The organism is Acinetobacter sp. WC-743, assembly GCF_000335555.1.
In the GTDB taxonomy this organism is placed as follows: Bacteria; Pseudomonadota; Gammaproteobacteria; order Pseudomonadales; family Moraxellaceae; genus Acinetobacter; species Acinetobacter bereziniae.
Genome location: NZ_AMFQ01000101.1, coordinates 96,453 through 119,301, shown reverse-complemented (window position 1 = coordinate 119,301; position 22,849 = coordinate 96,453). Strand labels below are relative to the sequence as shown.

The following is a 22,849-nucleotide window of genomic DNA, read 5'->3' as shown; positions in this document are numbered from 1 at the left end:
CCTTATTCTTTATCGGTTATATGGTATTTGTCGAAATCAGTATCTTCATCATCGTCAAGCGTTTCAAAATTGACTGGCAATTCTTCATGAGTCCACAAATGTTCTGTTTGCCCTTGTGCGTTGGTATAACCTTCAATGAAAGAACCGTCTTCTGACGTTAAACGATATTTCTGATTGACGACTGGGTGATTATCATGGTCATACAGGGTGAAAAATTCATAATACTTTTGAGGTTTAGAAATCAATTGTTCTGGAATGCTTGTATCGCTACGTCCATCACTCCATCCCATTAAGTTCTGACTGGCTTTAACCGTATGCCCGCAACTCAGTACACAACCATCATAAGCAATCTGTCTATCTTGATCGAGATGTCCTATCCAGCCTTGTTGAATGGTTTGAGGACGATTACAGCAAATTGCTTTCATTCCCACTGAAGCGACAGGTCGCCCTAAAATGATATTACTCACATTACCTTCAACCACGACCCCACCACCCGAAGTGCGATCACCAATACAGATATAATAATTAACCATTATATTTTGTTCTCTCTTTAGATATTCTAATAATAAAAAAACATCAAATAAAAAAATTATTTTATTAACAATGATATAAAATAAACATTACTATCAAGAGCAATAGTTAAGTTAAGAATAGCATTAAAAAATAGACTTTTCATTGTCAATTTGAAAGTTCAAAAGGCAACAAATCTTATTTAAAGAATAAATGAAGGCAATACTTTAAGGATTAAAATTAAATAAATCTTAAAAAATTAAAACACTTACCATTCCCCTATCATCTCACTCTACATCATTGCATTTATACTGATTTTCGCTACAAGCACTTCATGATGTTTCCATATAAATGCCTGAATATACAACTATCGAATCTAATTCAGATCTCGAATTATTTAGTGAGAATATGATCATGAAAAAAGTTACATCATTACTTATTGCAGCATTTACAACAGCAGTTTTTGCAGGTTCTGCAATGGCAGCAACACCAGCACAACATTCATCTCAACCAGTGAAAACACATCAGGTTCAAAAACAGCATAAAGCTGGACATGCCAAAAAACATCATGCAGCTGCTCATAAATCAGCAACAGCAAAAAAAGTAGAGGATAAAGCTGCAACTAAATAATCGAGTGAATTTAAACACTTTATAAATCAATGATCCTCATGCTTAAAAGCTACATCAATGATGTAGCTTTTAAATTTTTATCGCTAGAAATAATATAGATAGAGATCATTTTAAAACTTTTGCTCTACTTAAACCCCAATTTTTCAGCAGGCTTGATCAGCCACAATGATAATTTTCTTAATCCTCTATCAAATATAGACTGTTGTAAAATCCAACAGGTCAAAACAGATAAAATGATACAAATACTCACTTCAATAAAAAGATTGAAATCCAATTGCCAATAACGTGCAACCAACATCACCACAAATCCATGTAATAGATAAACAGCCAGTGTATTTTGCCCCAAGTGTACAAAGTGCTGATTTAAACTTTTAATCCATACAAAAGTCGCATAAATCCCCAATGATGAAATGAGCAGACATGCTAGTCTCATTCCGATTCCTACAGGTATGCTGACTTTAAGTTGCGAATAACTCAAACTGCCATATAACCAAAATGGATTCAGTTGCGTGAAATAGACCAAAATAGCGATCAGCCCTAGAAGAGATAGGCTCAAAACTTTGCTAAAGTGACTTTGCTGAATTTTGACTAAAATCTCTTTTCCATATAGTGCACCAACAACAAAAAAGGGCAAGAAAGTAAAAATTCGTCCAATTGAATATTGATAATTGTTCCAAGGGCTTAAGCCAATACATAGAGCAAAAATCAGTGCAATCAACAGGGGAAATTTTGTTTTTATCAAAAAATGGGTAAGCATTGTCCATGCAATCATTCCCAACAGATACCATAGAATCCAGTAAGGGCGTTCAAATAAATTCCAATTGATTTGGAAATGCCCAGACCAGATGGCATCAAAGGCAGGAAATAAAATTTGAAAAGGTAGATACAGCGAAATAAAAAATAAAATATTCTTCCGCCATTTTTTTTCGTTAAACAACATGCCTGAAATGAAAATAAATACAGGCATGTGTATAAAATAAATAGTCCCCAACAAGGCATGGTTAAATGGGTCATCCCATCCAATCATTCGTTCGAGGAAGTGTCCAAGAACCACAAGAAATATAAGGGTTGCCTTACAACTGTCTAAGTAAGTATCTCTCATGATCAAATGGTCGAGAATAATGACTGATCATCATTATATACCTAAAATCTGTAATTGATTTTGCTCAATATCAGCAAGAAGCTGTCGATAAATTTTAAAATTTTCTAAATCAAAACAGACAAAATTGACTTCTTGTAAATATGCTGTTTGCTCCAAAAAATCTGTCGTGGCTTTGATCGCAATCGATGCTGCATCATTTTTTGGAAAACGATAGATTCCTGTAGAAATATTGGGAAATGCCAGTGTATTCAATTGCTGTTGTTCCGCCAGTTTCAGACTATTGGTATAAGCGGATTCAAGCAGTAGAGCTTCTCCTTGTTGCCCATCTTGCCAAGTCGGTCCTACAGTATGAATAACAAAGCGACTGGGTAATTGTCCAGCTGTTGTGATTACGGCTTCACCTACTGCACATCCCCCTTGTCTGGCACGGATTTTTTGACAATCAGTTAATATTGCTTCCCCACCTTTCCGATGAATTGCTCCATCTACACCACCACCACCAAGTAAAGAGGTATTTGCAGCATTTACAATCGCATCAACCTTTTGCAGTGTAATATCACCTTGAACTAATCGAATAATTTTCATTTTACTTCCTTGCTCATCATTGTTGATGATGATTCACATCTCGAGTTTTCTTCTTTAAACGGCTTCATGCTACACTTCTTTCAGTTTTAACCACCCCCAAATTTACAAAATTGCTATGAGTAAAAAGCTTCAATACGAACCTGGAAAATTTTATTGGGCGTTTTTACATCCAAAATATTGGGGAATATGGATTGCAATTGTGTTCTTGATGTTACTGGCGATTTTGCCTTGGGCAATTCAATACCGACTCGCGACGGTATTAGGAAATATTGCCTTTGATCGACTTAAATCACGCCGTGAAACAACTGTGCGCAATTTGGAAGTCTGCTTTCCAGAATGGTCATCAGAGCAAGTACTTGAAAATTCAAGACAAGTCTTTGTTGATCAAATGATAGGTGTATTTGAAACACTGAATGCATGGTATTCCCCGCAGTGGTTTAAAAATCGTGTCAGTATTGAAGGTTTAGAACATATTACAACTGCAAAACAACAAGGTCAGGGCATATTACTTTTAGGTACCCACAGTACGATGCTCGATGCAGGTGGTTATTTATGTGCCCAATTCTTTGAACCCGATGTGGTGTATCGTCCGCAAAATAATCCTTTGTTAGACATGCTGATTTATCGTTGCCGTGCAACCATTTATAAGGCACAGATTGATCATGACGATATGCGAGGATTGATTCGCCACCTCAAGGAAGGCGATGCGATTTGGTATAGCCCTGATCAAGATTTTGGACTGAAACAAGGTGTGATGGCGCCATTTTTTGGTACACCTGCGGCAACAGTAACCGCACATCGACGCTTATTAAAAATATCAAAAGCTGTGGCGATTCCTTTGTATTTTTATCGTCATGGAGATATTAAAAATCCCAAATATCATGTCTTGATTGAACCTGCCGTCGAGCCCTTACCGAGTGATGATGAATTGGATGATGCTATTCGTGTGAATAAAATCATCGAGAATCAGCTTCGGATCGCACCCACACAATATATGTGGTTCCATCGTCGTTTTAAAACCCGTCCAGAAGGTTATGAAAAAATTTATTAAGTTCTTACTTTTATTTGGCTCGAATTTTAAAATCAAAAAAGCAAAGTTAAATATCCTATAATATCGTTTCAAACATGGGCTAACAAATATAGCCGATTCAATCATCATCAAATTTCACAAATTGATATGTATTGATATGGCTATATTGGTCTCTCATTTTGAGCTGTTGCTTATCCAGTGAAATGATTTCTAAATCTTCATTTTTTGACTTGCCTGAACCATCATCCCATAGAATGCTCATTTGTATGCCATCTTGAGTTGAGTTCAAAGCTTCGATAAATCCTGTTTGGTCTTGAGTGATGAGTAAATAATAAGACGAAGCTTGAGAAAAACTGATTTCGGTTAAATCTTTGCGTGAACAAGGTTGCTGGCAATGATAAATACGGCGATTGAGACGTTCCCAAATCTCGCTGGATTGTAAATCATTTAAATTCTGTTTGTTCTCTTGCCGTCGTTCAACCTCTTGAGACTTTTGAACCTCAACACTCGACTTTTCACAGCCTGTTAAAATTAAATTTAAGCAAAATAGTAGAATTATTTTTTTCATTTGATTGTGGATCATCATTCAAGTCAGCGTATTTAAAAAATTGAAAATCAATACATATAATTTTTAGGTTGAAGTCATCAACCTTTCCATATTCTAAAGCGAGCCATTGCCCAAATCACATAAGGCCAAAAAATCATATTAACGATGCTATGAATACTGCTCCAAATTCGCCAATATCCCTTACCAAAAATATCTGCTCGCGCATTAAAAATCTCAATACTAAAAGCCAAGACAACCGTGAGAATCATAGCAATATTGGATTTCAATTGGCGTTTATGAATTGCAGCGACAATAAAGTAGAAGATTAAACCTACATAGACAAACAAAGCATCACTACTTAAACCTGTAAAATGTTTAATGCTCAGTGCAAATTCTTGGATTTTTGATAGCAACATAAGGACTCAATTTTTATTTTCGATCTTGTCTATCACAAATTATATACTATAAATAAAGCATAACCCGAGTTCTGCGTCCTGCAAAACTCGGGTTTATGAGGTTGTGCTTTCAAATCTTATTGTTATTTTACTGTGGTTATCCATTCCAACATCAAATCCTTGATGATTGCTCCATCGACTTCGTCTTCCTTAGTGAGATTTTCCGTTCTCGTTCCATGTGTCGATGAGTAAAGATTAAAACGAATCGTGTTCAGATACTACCCGCTTAGAGACTAAATCAACGTAAGAAATTGCTTACAAAAAATCGCCTTTTTCAAGATTTCTTGTTAGACAATGGCATGTCCATTTTATAGTCTTGAGCCAATTCATCGGTCACGATCTTCTCTTCTTTTTCTGCTTTTTCAATACCTTCCTGAATAGCTTCTTGAGCTTCTTGCTCATCAGAGTCAGTTTGTTCCAACTCCTCTTGACTTTGTTCAAAAATACGACTTGATTGTAACACCACATAGATTGGGAAATGATCTGAACCAATATGAGGCAACCGCTCCATATGAACTAAAGCAAAATCTGTACTGTGAAATAAGTGATCCAATGACCACCTTAAAAACTTATAGTCGGCATGAAAAGTGTTGATATATCTACGCCCCACACGAGGATCAAGCAACCCACTGATACGTTGAAACAATCGTGTTGTTCGAGACCAAGCCACATCATTTAAATCTCCCATCACGATACAGCTTTCATCTAAATCCTTGATTTGATCACCCACAATCAATAATTCAGCATCACGTAAAGTTGAATCTTTGGCTTCTGTCGGGCTGGGTGGTTTTGGATGCAGGCAATACAATTGTACAGTCTGTCCAGAAGGCAAAATCACTGTGGTATGGATTGAAGGAATTTCATTGCTGAGAATAAATTTAACCTCGCTGTCGACCAGCTTTAACTTGCTATAGAGATGCATGCCATACAAATTATCTAAAGGAACAGGCACACGATAAGGATAGTCTTTTTCGATCTTCGCCAACTCATTTTGCCATGTTTGATCCGTCTCAAGTGTAAGCACGAGATCAGGCTGATGTTTTTCGATTTGCTCAATCAGTAAATCATATTGCTGATTTGGCGTTAGTACGTTCGATACAATGACTGAAATCTGTTGATCTGGATTCAATTGATCTTGTTGCACATGTTGAACTTGCTTTTTCCAGATAAAGGTATAAGGCAAAACCATTTTTAACTGAAAAGCCAAAGCAGCAATCAATAAAAATAAAATAATCTCACGCGCCAAGTCCCAAGGTGCATCCCAAAATAGCAATAACACCAAAGCGGTCAAACCCACACATAAAATCTGTAGTCGTGGAAAATCTGCCCCCCTAAACCACCATTCATCTCGTGGAATCAGTGACCAGAAGCTGAGCCAAATCACGATCACAGCAAGGATTTCTATCCAAATCATATTTTGTCACTCTTATATTCTTAATTTTTGCATGATTCATAAATTAATATCAATTTTGCATGTATCATAAACAAGATATATTGCACAATATAGTTGTGTTTTCATTGTGTACGCTATTGCAGTTACACGTCCTTTTGATACACTCAAACCCCTTTTAATTTTTTAACGCACCGAGGCAAAGTGACATGAAAGTAGGTCTGGTCGGTTGGCGCGGGATGGTTGGTTCCGTCCTTATGCAACGTATGGTTGAAGAGAATGATTTTGCTCATTTTGAGCCATTCTATTTCTCTACCAGTAATGCAGGTGGTGAAGCCCCTGCTTTTGGTGGTAAAACTGCTCCAGCACTTATGGAAGCGACGGACATTACCAGTCTGAAGCAAATGGATGTCATTATTACCTGTCAAGGTGGTGATTATACCTCTGAAGTTTTCCCAAAGCTTAAAGCAGAAGGTTGGTCAGGCTACTGGATTGATGCAGCGTCTACTCTACGTATGGATGACGAGGCAATCATTGTCCTTGATCCTGTAAACCTAAATGTCATCAAAGATGGTTTGGTCAATGGGATCAAAACCTTTGTCGGTGGTAACTGTACAGTTTCATTGATGTTAATGGGTATGGGTTCACTATTCCAACACAACTTGGTGGAATGGATGACTGCGATGACCTATCAAGCAGCTTCTGGAGCTGGCGCACAAAACATGCGTGAATTGATTACAGGCATGGGCTATTTATATAACAATACTCAAGACTTGTTAGATGATCCTCGCTCTGCGATTTTAGATATTGATAGTAAGATTGCCGAATTACAACGTGGTGAAGGTTTCCCGAAAGCAAACTTTGGCGTACCTTTAGCTGGCTCTTTAATTCCTTATATTGACAAGCAACTTGAAAGTGGTCAGTCAAAAGAAGAATGGAAAGGTCAAGTTGAAACCAACAAAATCTTAGGCAATGCTCAAATTGTTCCGATTGATGGTCACTGCGTACGTATTGGTGCAATGCGTTGCCACTCTCAAGCATTGACTTTGAAATTGAAGAAAGATGTGCCGCTTGATGAAATCGAAGATATGATTCGTCAGTCTAACCAATGGGCAAAAGTTGTACCCAATACACGTGAAGCATCAATGAATGATCTTACTCCTGTAGCGGTTACAGGAACGCTCTCTGTGCCTGTAGGTCGTCTGCGCAAATTAAATATGGGGAAAGAATATTTAGGCGCATTTACTGTGGGTGACCAATTACTTTGGGGTGCTGCTGAACCTTTACGTCGGATGTTACGTATCTTAATTGACTATAAAAATGCTTAAAGTCACAAAAAAGCCTTAAACATTGAAAAAGCCGATCTATCTTGATCGGCTTTTTTATGTAACTATATTTGTGTAACTCTAATGTTAATAATTTACATATAGACTACAGCGAAATATTGTATCATTGGGATGCCTTGAAATTTGTCAGAGCAATGGATAGAGATGACTGTATATAACAAATTAAAAATTGCCATTTTAGCCATCATGACGTCGCAAACAATCAGTGCGATTACGATAGATCCGATTCAAGTTCAATCAGGGTCTGGGGATCTTCTGTACGCAGAAATGAAATTTAGCAATGCCAATCCAAATGAAAAAATAGAAGTGGGTTTGGCAGATGCTGACGATATACAACATATTGGAATTACCGCGCAGGCACCTGGGCATTTAAATTTTTATACGCGTCGTTCTGGCGATGGGACTGGGGTTATCGTCATTACTTCTTCTCGCCCCATTGTTGAGTCTGAACTCAATATCTTACTCAAGGTTAAAGAAGGCAGTGCTACACATATTCAACAAGTAAGAACACCTTTAACACGTGGACGCAATAACATTCCTGCACCTATGGTAAATGCCAATGCTAAAGAACAGCCACTTAAACCTCAAATTATTGTGAGTGAAAAAGACATTGCATTGAATTTGCCAACCAGCACTCAATACCAAGTTACAACACCACAAACGGTAACATCACCAACAATCAAAAAATCTAATGTAGTGCCGGATACTCAACAATCATTGGCAATCAGTGTTATTGCGCCTCCCCCACTAAAAACTGAGCAAAAAACTGCGGTGACCAATAGCGTAAGTTCGCAAAACACCACCTCTGTAGCGGTCAATAAAGACGACACTCATTCTACTGTTGTTGCAAATCCGCAAGTGGTGATCCAACCCAAACCTATTGCACAACCTGAAAAATCATCCCAACAGACTCAAACAGCACACACCCCAGCACCAAAAACTGAACCACAAAAAATAGAAAAAACTGCTGTTGAACATAAATCTGAAAAAGCCAATACGATCAAGCCTAAAACTGACACTCAAAAAGCGTCCCAACAAAATAAACCGACCGCCAATAATAGTTTAGACAAAGCACCAAGACATGTTGTTCGTGCCAACGAATCACTTTGGAAAATTGCATCTCGTATCGCAGCAGAAACACATCAAAGTGTTCCTGAAGTCATGCGTCAAATCAAAGAGAATAATGCAGATGCCTTTATTCAAGGGGACATCAATCGTATCCGTCGAGGTGTTGCATTAAATTTAGCTGCAAGTTATCAACAAGTTCCACAACCGAAATCTAAAGTTCCACCTAAGGCACCTCAGATTGCCAAAAAGCAATCTGGTTCTGCCAAATACCGTTTAGATCAGGCAGAGATGAGTTTGGTTGCAGATAACGAGCAATCTTCTGCACAAGGTTCTGCAAAACAAAATACACAGGTGAATCAGACAACTGCTGAATTATCTACAAAAGTTATGACATCTCGTGAAAAAACAGTTAAATTACAGAAGAATGTGACCCAACTTGCATCGGCTTTACAAGAAAAGAATCAGCGAATTCAATTATTAAATGCTCGGCTTGCTCAATTGCAACAGCAATTACAACAGCAAAATGTAAAGAAGCCAAATAGTTAGGATATATTAAGGAAATTGATTCATTGTGCTCAATGAAGGGGAAATAAAATGTTGTTGTATGTGATTCCATTTGTTTTACTGTTGGTGGTTGCCATCGTTTTAAAGAAACGTGAAGATGCCAATAAAGAAAATACCAATACGACGAGTAAAAAGACCAACAATAAAAAATCGTCAAAAAAGAATGTAGCACGTACTGCACGTACCTCGCAAAAACAACAACGCACAGCTGTTGTTGAAAACGAAGTTGTGGTGCAACAAGCAACAAAACCATTAAGCCCTGAATTAAAAAGTAGTATCGAAAAACTGATTGCTGCAAAAAACTATTTTTCAGCTGAAGCAAAAATCAATCAAGCACTCAATCAAGATAATGCTCAACATGAGCTCTATCTTTACCTCTTGGATGTGCATTTAGCACAAAAAGATGAATTTGCAGTGAATCAATTGATTAACCATATTCGCTCATTGGGTCTTGATGATATTGTTGCTCAGGCTGAAGAAAAGAAAAAAGCCTCTCAAACTGAAAGCCCGATTGAGTCGATTGCTTTTGTTCCAACTACACCAGAGCCTGCTGTTCCAGAAGTCAAGAATACTGCTGCATTCGATGCTTTGATTGGCAATATAGAAGCAACCCCAACACCATCTACTGCAACTTTAGAAACACCTACTCGCAATGACGTTGAGACACTTGACTTCACCCCATCAGTTGCTCAAGAAAAATCAGAAGAAAAGCCACAAGCACTCGAATTTAATTTAGATTCATCCCCACAGACACAGACACAGACACAGACACAGACAGAGCCTACTGTAGAGTTTTCTTTCGAAACAGTTAAACCAACAACTGAGACTGCAAAAGAAACCATAACGCCTTTAGAATTTAGTTTTACACCTAATGAGCCTATCGTTGCGCCAGTTGAAAAGCCTGTCGAAATTGAAATTGCGCCTGAATTTAAACTGGATTTTGCTGAGCCTGTTGCAACTCCAGAAAAAGAACAGACGGCAGCGCCTCAAGCATTCGAATTTAAATTAACACCAACAGAAGCTGAAACACCTGTTGAAACACAGCCTACTTTTGTTTTTGATCAAGAAACAAAATCAGAAAGTGTTGAACCTGAATCGGTAGCTTCTCAGTTGAATTTAGAAGTACCTAGCCAAGTTGAAGCAGTTACGCCTGTTGAAACAACTGATCCATTGCTAACTTCATTTCCTGAGCTTGCTCAAGTCAATGAAATTCAGCTTAATTTAGATCTTGCCCAGCAATATATTCATCTAGGTGCTTATGCTTCAGCACGTGCATTATTGTCACAGGATGAGTCTGTATATACGGCTGAGCAACGCCAACAATCACAAAATTTACTGAACCAAATCGCTTGATGAGGTTATTGTCTGTTGCAATTTGATAATACGAATTGTCAGACATCACTAAGCGATTTAAGATAAAGCAGTCATTCATGGCTGCTTTTTATTATGAACAAAAAAATTGCTTTAATTTACATGGGTGGAACTTTTGGGTGTATTGGTGAGCCTTTAGCTCCCATGCCTGAAGATGAATTCATTCCACAGCTCAAACGGATTCTCCCACCTCAACTGAAAATTGAATGCTTTAAAGCGCCCAGTATTAAAGACAGTAGTGCATGTACTGCAATTGATTGGTTAATGCTGATTCAACAAATTCAAAGCTTACAACTACAAAATTTTGAACATTTTGTTGTGATTCATGGGACTGATACCCTCAGCTATGCTGCTGCAACTTTATCTCGTTTCCTCGCTGAATCATGCCATGTCATTCTTACAGGAAGCCAATATCCTTTACTCAATCTTCAAGGCGATGACACACGTGATTTTACCGATGCGATTGATAATTTAAATACAGCACTCGATGCCATCACCAAGTTACCTGTAGGTGTTTATCTCACATTCTTCCATCAAGTGATGCATGCTCGTACTGCGTTAAAAACCCATAGTACTGCTTTGGACGCATTCAGAGGCTTAAAAGCGGAAGAACCTATTGATCATGATTCAACTGTTATTCAAATCCAGCTATCCCATATTGAAAAAGCCAAATCATTAAATATCGTGAATTGGATGATGGTACCCACTGAATTATTACAGTTTGAAAATAATCTCAACAGCCTCATTCAACAGCCTCCAGAATTCTTAGTGATTCAGGCTTATGGTGTTGGAAATTTAGCGGTTAATGAAATGATTATCCAAAGTTTTAAAAACTTACAAGCCAAAGGTTGCCAAATTATTTTATCAACTCAAGTCCCTCTAGGCGGTATGGATCAACGTTATGCGATTAGCAAATGGATTCAGGACTCAAAAATTTTAGTCAGTGATGCACTCAGTCAAGCAGATCTTTATGCCAAAATTCTAAAAATTTATTTACAATACCCAACTTCGCAACAATGGCATGACCATTGGTATGATCATCCTGAATAGAGGTATTTATGCAACGCTTTGCAATTGGTATTGAGTTTTGTGGCATTCGATATAAAGGTTGGCAAACTCAACAGCCTGGCGTACGTAGTATTCAGGAGACAATGGAAAAAGTACTAAGCACCATCGCGGATGAACCCATTATCTTACACGGTGCGGGTCGTACCGATGCAGGTGTCCATGCCACCAATATGGTTGCTCACTTTGATACCAATGCGATTCGTCCCATGCGTGGCTGGTTAATGGGATCTAATAGCCAATTACCCAAAGATATTTCTATCCAGTGGATCAAAGAGATGGATCGTGATTTCCATGCTCGTTTTAAGGCACAAGCACGTCGTTATCGCTATGTTGTCTATCAATCAGCGAATCGCCCTGCTTTATTACACAAGCAAGTTACCCATGCTTATTATCCACTTGATGTCGATAAGATGATTGCAGCCGCGCAAAAATTTGAAGGAACACATAATTTCGAAAGTTTCCGTGCTGCGGCATGTCAATCCAATCAACCTGTACGCCATGTTAAACACTGTCGTTTAATTCGTCATGGCAATTATTTGGTTCTGGATATTCAGGCTGATGGCTTCTTGCATCACATGGTTCGCAACATTATGGGCTGTCTACTTGAAATTGGTCAGGGCTTGTATGAAATTGATCACATTGACGAAATTTTTGCCGCACAAGACCGTAAAGCCGCTGGGATTACAGCCCCTCCTGACGGTCTATATTTCATTCATGCAGATTATCCAGAACAGTTTGAATTACCGCGACCACCTCTAGGACCACATTGGCTAAATATGCCCGAATAACTCTTTTCCAAATGAGATAAAAAATCCTTCACAATTGAAGGATTTTTTATCCAGAAAGCAGTTTAAAATTTCTCAATAATTAAAACGTTGCACTTAACGCTGTTTACGTTTTCTATATTCAACAGGTGTTTCATTGGTCCAACGTTTAAAGGCACGATAGAACGTACTTGGCTCAGAAAAACCTGTGAGATATACAATACGCTCAACACTTTCATTGGTATTCGCCAATAATTTTTTGGCTAAACGGCAACGGTAATCTGAAAGGATTTGCTGAAAACTGGTATTGGCTTCTGACAATTGGGTGCGTAACCGACGAGGGGTGATGCTCAGTTGAGCCGCCACTGTTTCCAAGGTTGTTTCACCGCTCTCCAAAGTTGAACCAATTGCTCGGCGAACTTCGCCAACCAAATCATAACGTGCCAATTCTTGAAGTTTTTCAATTGCCAACTGCTCATGTAGCTGTAACAGCTCTGGTTCAGCTTGCCACAATGGATAGTCTAAAATTGAAGGATCAAAATACAACCGTGTTTCTTTTTGCCCCAAACTTACAGGACAGCCATACACACGATAATACTCACCATCTGAAGCACCTTGAGAAAAGTTAAAATCAATGTAGATCGGTTCAAAGCGTCCTTCAGTAATGAATTTAAAGAAGCGTAAAATCCCCGAAATGGCACACTCAGAAAAATGACGGTTGACAATATTTTCGCCCCAGGGTTGTTCACCATTGGTTAAATAACAACGTCCATTGTCATCAACCACCAACTTCGCATGGAAAGCGTCACTGATCAGACGTTGATACGCAAGTGCTCGTTTGAGCCCTTCACCAAAGTTTTCACTTGAAATGAATAAATGCTCAATCACCTGCCCACGATAAAGGGGTAAATGTTCTCCGAGATGTAAACCAATATCTGGATCGTTACTGACTTCCTCGGCAGCCACCCAAAATGCAAATTGTGCATTTAATGGCGTTCGTGCATTTTGATCAACCTGACCCAATGCCACGCCTGCCTTTGATAATATTTCTTCTGTCGGCAATCCTGCACGACGGATCGCTTGATAGCCTAATCGTAAAACAACCGAAGCATCAGTTAGCTGGCTCACGCAGTGCCCTTCCTTGTATGTTATTCATTTATACTTAAAACCTTTGATTTAGATTACCGTCGATTGACCGAACTGACAATATTTATCCGCTTTTTTTTGTAGAAATTGTTTAACAATATGTTCGCCTATTTTCAAGTCATCTGCCACCTTCCCATGCCGAATAATCTTGTTTTTCTATAAAAAATTGCCTATAATTTGCGCCTTTCCAATTTGATCATCAGGTAGGCTATGGCCAATAAAGAGGAACTTATCGAGTTCGAAGGCGTTGTCACCGAAACGCTTCCTAATACTATGTTCCGTGTACGTTTAGAAAACGGTCACGAAGTGATTGCTCACATTTCTGGTAAAATGCGTAAACACTATATTCGTATTTTAACTGGCGATAATGTAAAAGTAGAAATGACACCTTATGACTTAACTAAGGGTCGTATTACTTATCGTGCACGCTAAGTTTTAGTGTAAGCAAAAGCCACTATTAGGTGGCTTTTTCAATATCTATACAATATACCATCTGGCTTACGATACATTGTTATTGTCTAGTTATTACGTTCCTGACGCTAAAATCTATTGTTAAATCTGTTTATTGATTGCCATACGTCGCATGTCATCAATTTATAATTATCCGTAAAATTCTCATTTTTACACTGCCTCTAATTATTTGTGGTGTATTTTCAACATCTTCGTCACTTTTCCCTTAATCGCATTTCAAATTTAAGCTTAGGGGTTCAATCCAACTTCGCAATCTGTCTACAGACACTTGCTTGTAGATTGATTAAACTCATTGCATAGAGCGTTTCAAATCAAACTCTCACTTGATTGGGTGAAGCTGATGAAAAAATATTTATACACCTCTACATTTGTTTCGATCGCTTTCAGTATTGCAGGCTGTCAGAGTGTTGATACCCGACCTGCAAATTTAGATCAATATTTACAACAGTTTATTGGTAAATCCAGCGCTGAAATACAAGCCGGACTAAACTTTAAAGCTTTAGGTTATCAAGTCAGTGATCATATCCAAACCACCAATGACACATTAACATATACCATCCTTCGCCCTATCAATATCCCGATGACAGGAAGCAATGCAACGATCGGCTCAAATGCAATGGGAATGCCTGTCATTCGCTATGACACGGCAAGCACACCGAGTTACGATGTTAACTTTAATTGCAAAGTCAGCTTTAAATTAAACAATGATATTGCCGAGTCCGTTGAATATATGGGGAGAGCCTGTTAAATGTATTTGATCACAAAGCAATAAAAAACACAGCCTAGGCTGTGTTTTTGAAAGTGATCTAAAATCTAGACTTAAGCAATCGCTGTAACCACAGCTGTGCCCATCTCAGCAGTACCTACTTTGGTCATCCCTTCCGACATAATATCGCCTGTACGTAAACCTTGGTCCAACACTTGCCCTACAGCATCTTCAATTGCTTTTGCAGCCATTTCTTCACGGAAGGTATAGCGAAGCATCATTGCGACAGAAAGAATTGTTGCCAGCGGATTCGCCACGTTTTGACCAGCAATATCAGGTGCAGAACCATGACATGGTTCGTACATCCCTTTGCCATTTTCATCTAAAGATGCAGATGGAAGCATACCAATCGAACCTGTGAGCATCGCAGCTTCGTCTGAAAGAATATCACCAAACAAATTACCTGTAACAATCACATCAAATTGCTTTGGTGCACGTACCAATTGCATTGCTGCATTATCTACATACATGTGTGAAAGATTGATATTTGGATAGTGCTGTTCTTTCAATGCAGTGACGGTTTGTTTCCAAAGCTCAGTCACTTCAAGAACGTTGGCTTTATCCACCGAGCAGACTTTACCGCCGCGTAAATTCGCCATTTCAAAAGCAACTTTCGCAATACGCTTAATTTCAGACTCTGCATAGACGTCGGTGTTATAACCCTGCTTCTCACCATTTTCGAGCTCACGAATACCGCGCGGCTGACCAAAATAGATACCACCTGTGAGTTCACGAACGATCAGAATATCTAAGCCTGCGACAATTTCAGGCTTAAGGCTTGAAGCATCTGCCAACTGTGGATAAAGAATTGCCGGACGTAAGTTTGCGAATAGGTTTAATTCACTACGAATTTTTAATAAACCACGTTCAGGGCGGATCGAGCGCTCAATCGTGTCCCATTTTGGACCACCGACTGCACCGAGTAAAATTGCATCTGCTTTTTTTGCTTGTTCTGCTGTGACTGCTGGATAAGGTTCACCGTGAGCATCAATTGCAGCACCACCCAATAAACCATGTTCCCATGTTAAACCTAAATTAAATTTTTCATTGACACGTGTAAGTACTTTTTCAGCAGCGGCAACGATCTCTGGACCGATACCATCACCTGCCAAAATCAAAATTTGTTTAGACATTTGCAGTTCCATTTTTATTCAGCATCTATACTGATTTGAGATTAAATTTTTTGCTCAACAAATTCGCTCACCCCTGTCACTGCATTATGAGGACGACAGAAACGGCGAATTGTTCGAGTTTCTTGAAGCATATCGACACAGAGTGGTGTTGGTGAGGAAACATTCAATAAGCTTCCTGCACCCTGTGATCTTTGGCGATACATTTTAAATGTATATTTTTGATTTGCTTTAAAATCATGAATCACATGAAAAACTTCAGCATGATCTTTGGTAATTGGATAGAACCGAACCACCATTTCATATTGCTGCGGTGGAATCGTTAAATACACACCAATTTGATCTAAAGGCTTACCTGTGAGCTTTAGATAACCTTTATCAATGGCTTTACGATTCGCACGCTGTGTATTTTCCTGCATGATAATCAAATCATTTAATCGCGCAAATTCACAATGCTCTGCACCTGAGCAATAAACTGAAACTGTATTTTGGCTCATCTGATTTTTTTCAGCTTGTTTAATACGAACCAAATCAACCATTTGTGCTGATTGGCATGCACTCAAGATTAAACCTGTCAAACTGATTAAAACACCACGAACTAAAAACTTAGTCATCGCTCAACCCCAACCCTTGCATTACCGAGCCAACATTCATTTTGTTATGCTTTGCATGTTAGCAAGAGTTAGGCATTCACGCTACGAGTAAAATGTTCACTGAAAATCAACCTTGAATTTCAGCAAATACCCAAGGACGTGATTGCTTGGTTTTTTCTTCATAAGCACGAATTTCATCTGCTGCCTGTAAAGTCAAACCAATATCATCCAAACCATTCAATAAGCAGTGCTTGCGGAATGGATCTACTTCGAATTTGAATGCCTCACCACTTGGTGTACGGACTTCCTGTGCTTCTAAATCTATCGTGAGCTGATAGCCTTCAGTAGCAGCACATTCTTTAAATAATTGATCAACAATTTCTTCAGACAAAATTACTGGCAACATGCCATTTTTAAAACTGTTGTTGAAAAAGATATCTGCATAACTTGGTGCAATCACTGTACGGAAACCGAACTCTTCCAATGCCCAAGGCGCGTGCTCACGACTTGAACCACAGCCAAAGTTTGCACGAGATATTAAAACAGATGCACCTTGATAACGCGGCTGGTTTAAAACAAAATCTGGATTCTTAGGACGCTTAGCATTATCCTGCCCAGGATAACCCTCATCCAAATAACGCAATTCATCAAATAAATTGTCACCGAAACCCGTACGTTTAATCGATTTTAAAAACTGTTTTGGAATAATTAAATCTGTATCAACATTGGCACGGTCTAATGGTGCAACAATACCTTGTTCAACGGTATAAGTTTTCATAGTTTGCTCCTTAACCCAGCTTAGAATGAACGAACATCGACAAAATGACCTGCAATCGCCGCAGCTGCTGCCATTGCTGGACTCACCAGATGAGTACGACCACCATTCCCTTGACGACCTTCAAAGTTACGGTTTGAAGTTGATGCACAGTGTTCGCCAGGCTGTAACTTATCCGCATTCATCGCTAAACACATCGAGCAACCCGGCTCACGCCATTCAAATCCAGCTTCGATCAAGATTTTATCTAAACCTTCAGCTTCTGCTTGTTGTTTCACTAAACCAGAACCCGGTACAACCATCGCTTGCTTGATACTTGAAGCCACTTTTTTACCTTTGGCTACAGCAGCAGCTGCACGAATATCCTCTATACGAGAGTTGGTACAAGAACCAATGAAAACACGGTCCAATTGAATATCTGCCAACGCCTGACCAGCATTTAAACCCATATATTGATAAGCACGAGTCCAGTCATTACGTTGCACGTCATCTTTGGCTTGTTCTAAAGTTGGAACCGCTTGAGAGACTGGAATGACCATTTCTGGAGAGGTTCCCCAAGACACTTGTGGTTCAATTTCTTCACCATTTAAAACCACAACTGTATCAAAGTGTGCGTCATCATCAGAATGCAAAGTATTCCAATAAGCTACAGCAGCATCCCATTGCTCACCTTGTGGTGCATAAGGACGACCCTTTACATACTCAATCGTTTTTTCATCAACAGCTACCATACCGACACGCGCACCGCCTTCGATAGCCATATTGCACACCGTCATACGACCTTCAATCGACATATCACGGAAGACTTGACCACCAAATTCAATCGCATGACCTGTACCGCCAGCAGTCCCAATTTTACCAATAATGGCTAACACCACATCTTTAGGCGTCACACCTTGACCCAATGTACCATCGACACGAACCAGCATATTCTTCATTTTCTTTTGAACTAAGCATTGTGTTGCCAATACATGTTCTACTTCTGAAGTTCCGATTCCATGTGCCAAACAACCAAATGCACCATGTGTGGCTGTGTGTGAATCACCACATACCACCGTCATTCCTGGTAAAGTCAAACCTTGCTCTGGACCAACCACATGTGCAATCCCTTGACGAATATCATTAATGTCAAATTGCACCACATTAAATGTTTTACAGTTATCATCTAAAGTTTGAACTTGGATACGTGAAGTGTCATCTTCAATTCCAGCAATTCCTTCAGAACGTTCTTTGGTTGAAGTGGGTACGTTATGGTCAGGAGTCGCGACATTGGCACTCAAACGCCATGGTTTACGCCCAGCAAGCTGCAAACCTTCAAACGCCTGAGGAGAGGTTACTTCATGCAATAGATGACGATCGATATAAAGTAATGCAGAGCCATCATCTCGTTGTTTTACTAAATGGTCATCCCATAATTTATCATATAAGGTTTTTGCTTTTTGGTTTTCGCCTGCCATGTCGATGTGCTCCACTGGACTGGGTAATTCTTTCATTAATGTCGATTATAACCACGTTTTTACATAAATCTAATTTATCATTTTTATCAGTTTAAAAACTTTTTGGAATCCATTAAAACTATTTCCATATCATTCTTTGCCAGATAAATGACTTGAAATCATGCTCTATTTTTTAGCTCAAAAAATCATATTTTCAAATAATAGGCATGATCAAAATTCAAAGATTCATTGTAGATAAGCATAAATGAAGTTAAAAGTTTAATCCTCATCCCCCCTAGCTCTCCAATGAAATCAGTTTGCTAGATCACCGATTACACCATGATCTAACTTTCACTTTTCCCAGAACTTTTAAATAGAATGATAAAAGTGAGCATCGATTTATTTCACCTTAATCTAGGCGGTTAACAACCTCTTTTCAATTATTCTTTATTGTTTATTTAGAAATCCAATCAGCATGAGTCAAAAAAACCTTTTTACGTTACAATTGATAATGATTATTATTTAAATAATGAATCAATAAGTGGTGAACCTCGTGGCAAATATCCAAAACTTCTTACAAAACAATCAACGCGTTTTCAAGAAAACATTAAGCTACTACATCATGCACATTACTGTCGCAATGTTGGTTGCTTATGTGGTGACAGGTAACTTTTGGATGGCTGTGACATTAAGTCTACTCGAACCTACAGTTCAAGCTTTTGCATTCTTTTTCCATGAAAAAGTCTGGAATAAAAGAGATCAAAAAATTGCTCAAAGAACAGAAGTGAAAGTTTAGATAAATTGACTGTAGCGGGAGGTGTTAATCACCACCACCTCCACAGCTACTACAACTACTACAAGAAGATGAAGAGTCTGAACTATGAGAGTGTCCAGAATCATGTGAAGAACTCGAACCAGAACAGGAACTTGAAGAACATGACGAGGTTGAAGATGAACAAGAGGATGTCGTGGCTGTAGAAGAAGCGTCTGATGTGGAGCTCATCATTTGACTATACATTCCAAGCATGAACGGCAAACTAAAAATCAGTCCTTTTTCCCAACGAATATGACCATCGACTTGAAACAATCTCGGTAAAACTTGAGTATTTTCTGGATTTAAACCATGTAAATGGCATGTACTTTGCCATGTATTGAGCAATTGTTTTTTTTGAGAGGCTCTTTGTGCTTCTGTCGGTAGTGGATCATGGGGTTGATGAATTAATTCATAACCTAAGAAGTTTAGGCACATCGTTCGATAAAATGTATCAAACTCTTCAATTAATACATGCCATAAGGCATCTACAGAATGAGAAGGCATAGCATACGCATCTTTACGCAAAAGATGAATCGCTAAATAATCTTTAAAACCCTCTTCAATATAAGGATATGATGATGTCGCAATATTGGGATGTCGCTGTTTAAATACCCGCCAAACTTCAGCAGGAATTTTAAAATCATTCCATGCGCGGATTTTTCGTAGTCTGTGTATGCGTGCTCTCAACCAAAATATACCGATGATGCCGACAAGAATGGCAAGAAAATAAATTTGGAAGAAATATAACAATACTAAACTGATTCCCCCGAGAATCAGCATAATCACAAGAAATCTTCCCCAAGATATTGGCAATGTGTCACGAGCGCGTTGTTGAAAGTCATCAATGGTGCTTCGAGTAGGTTGAGTCAAATAATATTTCCTCGATTATTTTTATTGTCACACTATAAATCAGTCAACTTAGCTGTGTACAGTTTAAACCTGTATGAAAGTTTTATCATTGTAACCAAGCACAGATCACAATAGCCAAAATCGAAAAAAAAGTGAAAATTACTTTGATTAATTCTTAAAACTTCTCAATAATGAAATAAGCATAAAAATTCTTTATGGATGGAAAGATCATGAATCTCGCTGCTTTTGAAGCTTTTGTCAAAGTTATGGAAACTGGTTCTATTTCGATGGCAGCAGAACATCTATTTATTACCCAGCCTGCTGTGACCAAACGGATACACAGTCTAGAAGAATATTTTGGTGTCAAACTATTTGAATCCGCAGGACGTGGTGTTCAAGCAACACATGCAGCACATTCACTACTGCCCAAAGTAAAAAATTGGCTCAATGAATTAGGGGATATTCACCATACCCTCAGCCATGAGCAAGGTGAAGTAAGAGGAAAACTCAAAATTGGAACCAGTCATCATATTGGTTTACATCATTTACCACAGCACTTAAAAAAATATGTACAACTCTTTCCAGAAGTTAAACTGGATGTACATTTTGTCGACTCTGAACAAGCGCATGAACAAGTGCTGGCAGGCGACTTGGAACTTGCTTTTTTAACCCTGCCTCCTCAGGGAGATGAACGTTTAAGTTACATCACCATCTGGAATGATCCTTTGGTTTTTGTTGTGGCTCCTTTTCATCCTTTGGCGCAAAAAAGAAATCTTAAACTTGAAGATTTAATTGAGTATCCAAGTTTATTGCCAGCTGCACAGACGTATACCAGTCAGATCACCTTAGCTGAGTTTGAAAAGAAAGGCTTAAAACCTAAAACCACCATGAGTAACAACCCTTTAGAATCTATTCGCATGCTGGTTTCAATCGGTTTAGGTTGGTCTGTTTTACCCAAAACCTTGCTCAATCAAGATTTACAACAGTTGGATCTTCATTTCGAGATGAACCGTCAATTGGGAATGGTTTGGCATCCTGCACGTACTCAATCCAGAGCTGTTCAGGAATTAATTGAAATGATGAAATAAGAAAAAATAAAGCGCTGATTATTTGAATAATGAGCGCTTTATTTAGATTGAGAATATCCCCAGCCTTATTTGACTGAATCTTCATGCAAAGACTCATTTAATTGGTCAACAATGGTTGTCCACTCCCCATCAGAACTCAATTTTTCATCTAAAAACTGACGTTGTGCATCGGTCCAAAACTCAGCTTTAGTCAAAAATGTGTCGGCATCTAACTGATGATTTTCAATAAAATTTTGAATTGCTTCTTCGCTAGAGTCTAAACCAAGTTGTTCAAATAAATTGGTCATTCTTGGACGTGTCTGGCTCATTATATAATCTCCATCAGTTTTAAAAGTTCTCAGCTCAACATAGCATTTTTACACTGAAAATGAAGCACAAAATATTCATTTATAAAAATATTTACAATTGATGAACAGATCAAATTTAGCAACCCATTCAGCATTTTCTATTCAGTGATTTGAACAGGATTGGACCGAATACATTGCTTGAATAACGCTGCAAATCAATCATAAATCTAGCTCAAAAGTTACCTTTTTATTATAAATCATGCTGTATTTTTTTACTGTTGCTGGGTTTTAAATGACAGACTCTGCTGCTGTATTTTTACTAAATTTTTATAAAAAAACAGCACCGAAGTGCTGCTGATAACGAACAAGCTGGATTAGATCGACCAATCCTGAATATCCCAACCTTGTGCTTTGGCTAACACTTCTAAACGATCATCGGGGTTTACCGCAATCGCATGATCTGCATACTCCAATAAAAAGCGATCATTGATCGAATCTGAATATGCCCAGGATTCAGTCACATCACGTCCCTCAAGCCATTGATCCAAACGTGCTAATTTGCCCTTTTGATAACATGGGATATTGGTGACTTTGCCCGTGTATTGTCCATTTTTAACTTCTGCATTGGTTGCGATAATTTCAGTAATTCCAAATTCACGAAAAATAGGCGCAGTGATAAAATCAGAAGTTGCTGTAATCCCTACTAAAGCATGCCCTAAATCTTTGTGTTTTTGAATCGCAGCAAAGCCTTTCGGGCGCATTTGTGCGCGAATGACTTTTTTCATAAACAACTGATGTAATTCAGTTAAATAGTCATTATCATGTTGAGTCAAAAACTCAAAAACAAACTCATTATAAGCAATCGGGTCAAGTTGCCCTGCTTTATAATCTTCATAAAACTGATCATTCATCGCACGATGGCGAACTGGATCGACCAAGCCTTCATTGACCAAAAACTCTCCCCAAGAATGGTCCGAATCTGTATTTAATAAGGTGTGATCTAAGTCAAACAGCGCCAATTTCATGAAAATACTCGTTTAAACTGAAATTTAAGAAAAAAATTG

The 22,849-nt window shown here is 38.5% G+C and carries 25 protein-coding genes; 11 read left to right on the top strand and 14 right to left on the bottom strand.

Going from position 1 to position 22,849, the window contains the following annotated elements; all coding sequences use genetic code 11:
- Positions 1 to 2: 2 nt before the first annotated feature.
- Positions 3 to 533 carry a PAAR domain-containing protein gene (locus ACINWC743_RS15900; RefSeq protein WP_005035611.1) on the bottom strand — a complete coding sequence of 177 codons (531 nt, stop codon included), beginning with the start codon at positions 531 to 533 and terminating at the stop codon, positions 3 to 5.
- Positions 534 to 924: 391 nt separating this feature from the next.
- On the opposite strand from ACINWC743_RS15900, the gene ACINWC743_RS15895 reads away from it, so the two are divergent.
- Positions 925 to 1,140 (top strand): hypothetical protein, encoded by a 216-nt coding sequence (locus tag ACINWC743_RS15895; protein WP_010590781.1) that lies wholly within the window; start codon positions 925 to 927, stop codon positions 1,138 to 1,140.
- A gap of 124 nt (positions 1,141 to 1,264) precedes the next feature.
- Here the strand turns inward: ACINWC743_RS15895 and ACINWC743_RS15890 are convergent, their stop codons facing one another.
- Both ACINWC743_RS15890 and ACINWC743_RS15885 read right to left on the bottom strand, forming a co-directional pair.
- Positions 1,265 to 2,242: an acyltransferase family protein gene (locus tag ACINWC743_RS15890; RefSeq protein ID WP_035301283.1), complete on the bottom strand. Its 978-nt coding sequence runs from the start codon at positions 2,240 to 2,242 to the stop codon at positions 1,265 to 1,267.
- A gap of 33 nt (positions 2,243 to 2,275) precedes the next feature.
- Positions 2,276 to 2,827, bottom strand: a complete 552-nt coding sequence (locus ACINWC743_RS15885; RefSeq protein ID WP_009586162.1) for an O-acetyl-ADP-ribose deacetylase — start codon at positions 2,825 to 2,827, stop codon at positions 2,276 to 2,278.
- A 115-nt stretch (positions 2,828 to 2,942) separates the two neighbouring features.
- Here ACINWC743_RS15885 and ACINWC743_RS15880 point away from each other — a divergent pair, with 115 nt between their 5' ends.
- Positions 2,943 to 3,878: a lipid A biosynthesis (KDO)2-(lauroyl)-lipid IVA acyltransferase gene (locus tag ACINWC743_RS15880; RefSeq protein ID WP_009586165.1), complete on the top strand. Its 936-nt coding sequence runs from the start codon at positions 2,943 to 2,945 to the stop codon at positions 3,876 to 3,878.
- Between the two features lie 97 nt (positions 3,879 to 3,975).
- Here the strand turns inward: ACINWC743_RS15880 and ACINWC743_RS15875 are convergent, their stop codons facing one another.
- The 3 genes from ACINWC743_RS15875 to ACINWC743_RS15865 form a co-directional block, all read right to left on the bottom strand.
- Positions 3,976 to 4,425, bottom strand: coding sequence for a membrane lipoprotein lipid attachment site-containing protein (locus tag ACINWC743_RS15875; RefSeq protein ID WP_227510898.1), 450 nt, complete (start codon positions 4,423 to 4,425; stop codon positions 3,976 to 3,978).
- A gap of 77 nt (positions 4,426 to 4,502) precedes the next feature.
- Positions 4,503 to 4,820, bottom strand: a complete 318-nt coding sequence (locus ACINWC743_RS15870) for a hypothetical protein (protein ID WP_009586174.1) — start codon at positions 4,818 to 4,820, stop codon at positions 4,503 to 4,505.
- 313 nt (positions 4,821 to 5,133) lie between these two features.
- Positions 5,134 to 6,273 (bottom strand): endonuclease/exonuclease/phosphatase family protein, encoded by a 1,140-nt coding sequence (locus ACINWC743_RS15865; RefSeq protein ID WP_009586135.1) that lies wholly within the window; start codon positions 6,271 to 6,273, stop codon positions 5,134 to 5,136.
- A 185-nt stretch (positions 6,274 to 6,458) separates the two neighbouring features.
- On the opposite strand from ACINWC743_RS15865, the gene asd reads away from it, so the two are divergent.
- The 5 genes from asd to truA all read left to right on the top strand — a co-directional run bounded on the left by asd (position 6,459) and on the right by truA (position 12,454).
- Positions 6,459 to 7,577 (top strand): aspartate-semialdehyde dehydrogenase, encoded by a 1,119-nt coding sequence (gene asd / locus ACINWC743_RS15860; RefSeq protein WP_005035594.1) that lies wholly within the window; start codon positions 6,459 to 6,461, stop codon positions 7,575 to 7,577.
- A 162-nt stretch (positions 7,578 to 7,739) separates the two neighbouring features.
- Positions 7,740 to 9,209 (top strand): FimV family protein, encoded by a 1,470-nt coding sequence (locus tag ACINWC743_RS15855; protein WP_009586134.1) that lies wholly within the window; start codon positions 7,740 to 7,742, stop codon positions 9,207 to 9,209.
- Between the two features lie 48 nt (positions 9,210 to 9,257).
- Positions 9,258 to 10,580 carry a hypothetical protein gene (locus ACINWC743_RS15850; protein WP_009586101.1) on the top strand — a complete coding sequence of 441 codons (1,323 nt, stop codon included), beginning with the start codon at positions 9,258 to 9,260 and terminating at the stop codon, positions 10,578 to 10,580.
- Between the two features lie 93 nt (positions 10,581 to 10,673).
- Entirely contained in the window at positions 10,674 to 11,648 is a 975-nt protein-coding gene (locus ACINWC743_RS15845; protein WP_009586181.1) for an asparaginase domain-containing protein, read from the top strand.
- A gap of 8 nt (positions 11,649 to 11,656) precedes the next feature.
- The gene (truA, locus tag ACINWC743_RS15840; protein ID WP_004826595.1) at positions 11,657 to 12,454 is read left to right on the top strand and encodes a tRNA pseudouridine(38-40) synthase TruA; all 798 of its coding nucleotides are present in this window, start codon (positions 11,657 to 11,659) and stop codon (positions 12,452 to 12,454) included.
- 93 nt (positions 12,455 to 12,547) lie between these two features.
- On the opposite strand, the gene ACINWC743_RS15835 is transcribed toward truA, so the two are convergent.
- Positions 12,548 to 13,558 carry an AraC family transcriptional regulator gene (locus ACINWC743_RS15835; protein WP_004826594.1) on the bottom strand — a complete coding sequence of 337 codons (1,011 nt, stop codon included), beginning with the start codon at positions 13,556 to 13,558 and terminating at the stop codon, positions 12,548 to 12,550.
- Positions 13,559 to 13,786: 228 nt separating this feature from the next.
- Between ACINWC743_RS15835 and infA the strand changes: the two genes are divergently transcribed.
- Both infA and ACINWC743_RS15825 read left to right on the top strand, forming a co-directional pair.
- Complete coding sequence (infA, locus tag ACINWC743_RS15830; protein ID WP_004718087.1) at positions 13,787 to 14,008, top strand: translation initiation factor IF-1; 222 nt, start codon at positions 13,787 to 13,789, stop codon at positions 14,006 to 14,008.
- A 379-nt stretch (positions 14,009 to 14,387) separates the two neighbouring features.
- Positions 14,388 to 14,795: a hypothetical protein gene (locus ACINWC743_RS15825; protein WP_009586152.1), complete on the top strand. Its 408-nt coding sequence runs from the start codon at positions 14,388 to 14,390 to the stop codon at positions 14,793 to 14,795.
- Positions 14,796 to 14,866: 71 nt separating this feature from the next.
- Here ACINWC743_RS15825 and leuB read toward each other — a convergent pair whose 3' ends face one another.
- From leuB to leuC, 4 genes are all read right to left on the bottom strand, one after another.
- A complete protein-coding gene (leuB, locus tag ACINWC743_RS15820) occupies positions 14,867 to 15,946 on the bottom strand; it encodes a 3-isopropylmalate dehydrogenase (protein ID WP_009586108.1) in 1,080 nt (359 codons plus the stop codon).
- Positions 15,947 to 15,987: 41 nt separating this feature from the next.
- A complete protein-coding gene (locus ACINWC743_RS15815; protein ID WP_004826588.1) occupies positions 15,988 to 16,557 on the bottom strand; it encodes a hypothetical protein in 570 nt (189 codons plus the stop codon).
- Between the two features lie 106 nt (positions 16,558 to 16,663).
- Positions 16,664 to 17,314 (bottom strand): 3-isopropylmalate dehydratase small subunit, encoded by a 651-nt coding sequence (leuD, locus tag ACINWC743_RS15810; protein WP_005035580.1) that lies wholly within the window; start codon positions 17,312 to 17,314, stop codon positions 16,664 to 16,666.
- Between the two features lie 20 nt (positions 17,315 to 17,334).
- Positions 17,335 to 18,768, bottom strand: coding sequence for a 3-isopropylmalate dehydratase large subunit (leuC, locus tag ACINWC743_RS15805; protein ID WP_004826584.1), 1,434 nt, complete (start codon positions 18,766 to 18,768; stop codon positions 17,335 to 17,337).
- A gap of 532 nt (positions 18,769 to 19,300) precedes the next feature.
- Here leuC and ACINWC743_RS15800 point away from each other — a divergent pair.
- Positions 19,301 to 19,543, top strand: a complete 243-nt coding sequence (locus ACINWC743_RS15800) for a DUF2061 domain-containing protein (protein WP_009586117.1) — start codon at positions 19,301 to 19,303, stop codon at positions 19,541 to 19,543.
- Positions 19,544 to 19,567: 24 nt separating this feature from the next.
- On the opposite strand, the gene ACINWC743_RS15795 is transcribed toward ACINWC743_RS15800, so the two are convergent.
- The gene (locus ACINWC743_RS15795; protein ID WP_009586163.1) at positions 19,568 to 20,431 is read right to left on the bottom strand and encodes a hypothetical protein; all 864 of its coding nucleotides are present in this window, start codon (positions 20,429 to 20,431) and stop codon (positions 19,568 to 19,570) included.
- Between the two features lie 209 nt (positions 20,432 to 20,640).
- On the opposite strand from ACINWC743_RS15795, the gene ACINWC743_RS15790 reads away from it, so the two are divergent.
- Entirely contained in the window at positions 20,641 to 21,498 is an 858-nt protein-coding gene (locus ACINWC743_RS15790) for a LysR family transcriptional regulator (RefSeq protein WP_005035575.1), read from the top strand.
- 65 nt (positions 21,499 to 21,563) lie between these two features.
- On the opposite strand, the gene ACINWC743_RS15785 is transcribed toward ACINWC743_RS15790, so the two are convergent.
- Complete coding sequence (locus ACINWC743_RS15785; protein ID WP_009586150.1) at positions 21,564 to 21,806, bottom strand: DUF2789 family protein; 243 nt, start codon at positions 21,804 to 21,806, stop codon at positions 21,564 to 21,566.
- A gap of 353 nt (positions 21,807 to 22,159) precedes the next feature.
- Positions 22,160 to 22,810: an HAD family hydrolase gene (locus ACINWC743_RS15780; protein ID WP_009586099.1), complete on the bottom strand. Its 651-nt coding sequence runs from the start codon at positions 22,808 to 22,810 to the stop codon at positions 22,160 to 22,162.
- Between the last annotated feature and the right edge of the window lie 39 nt (positions 22,811 to 22,849).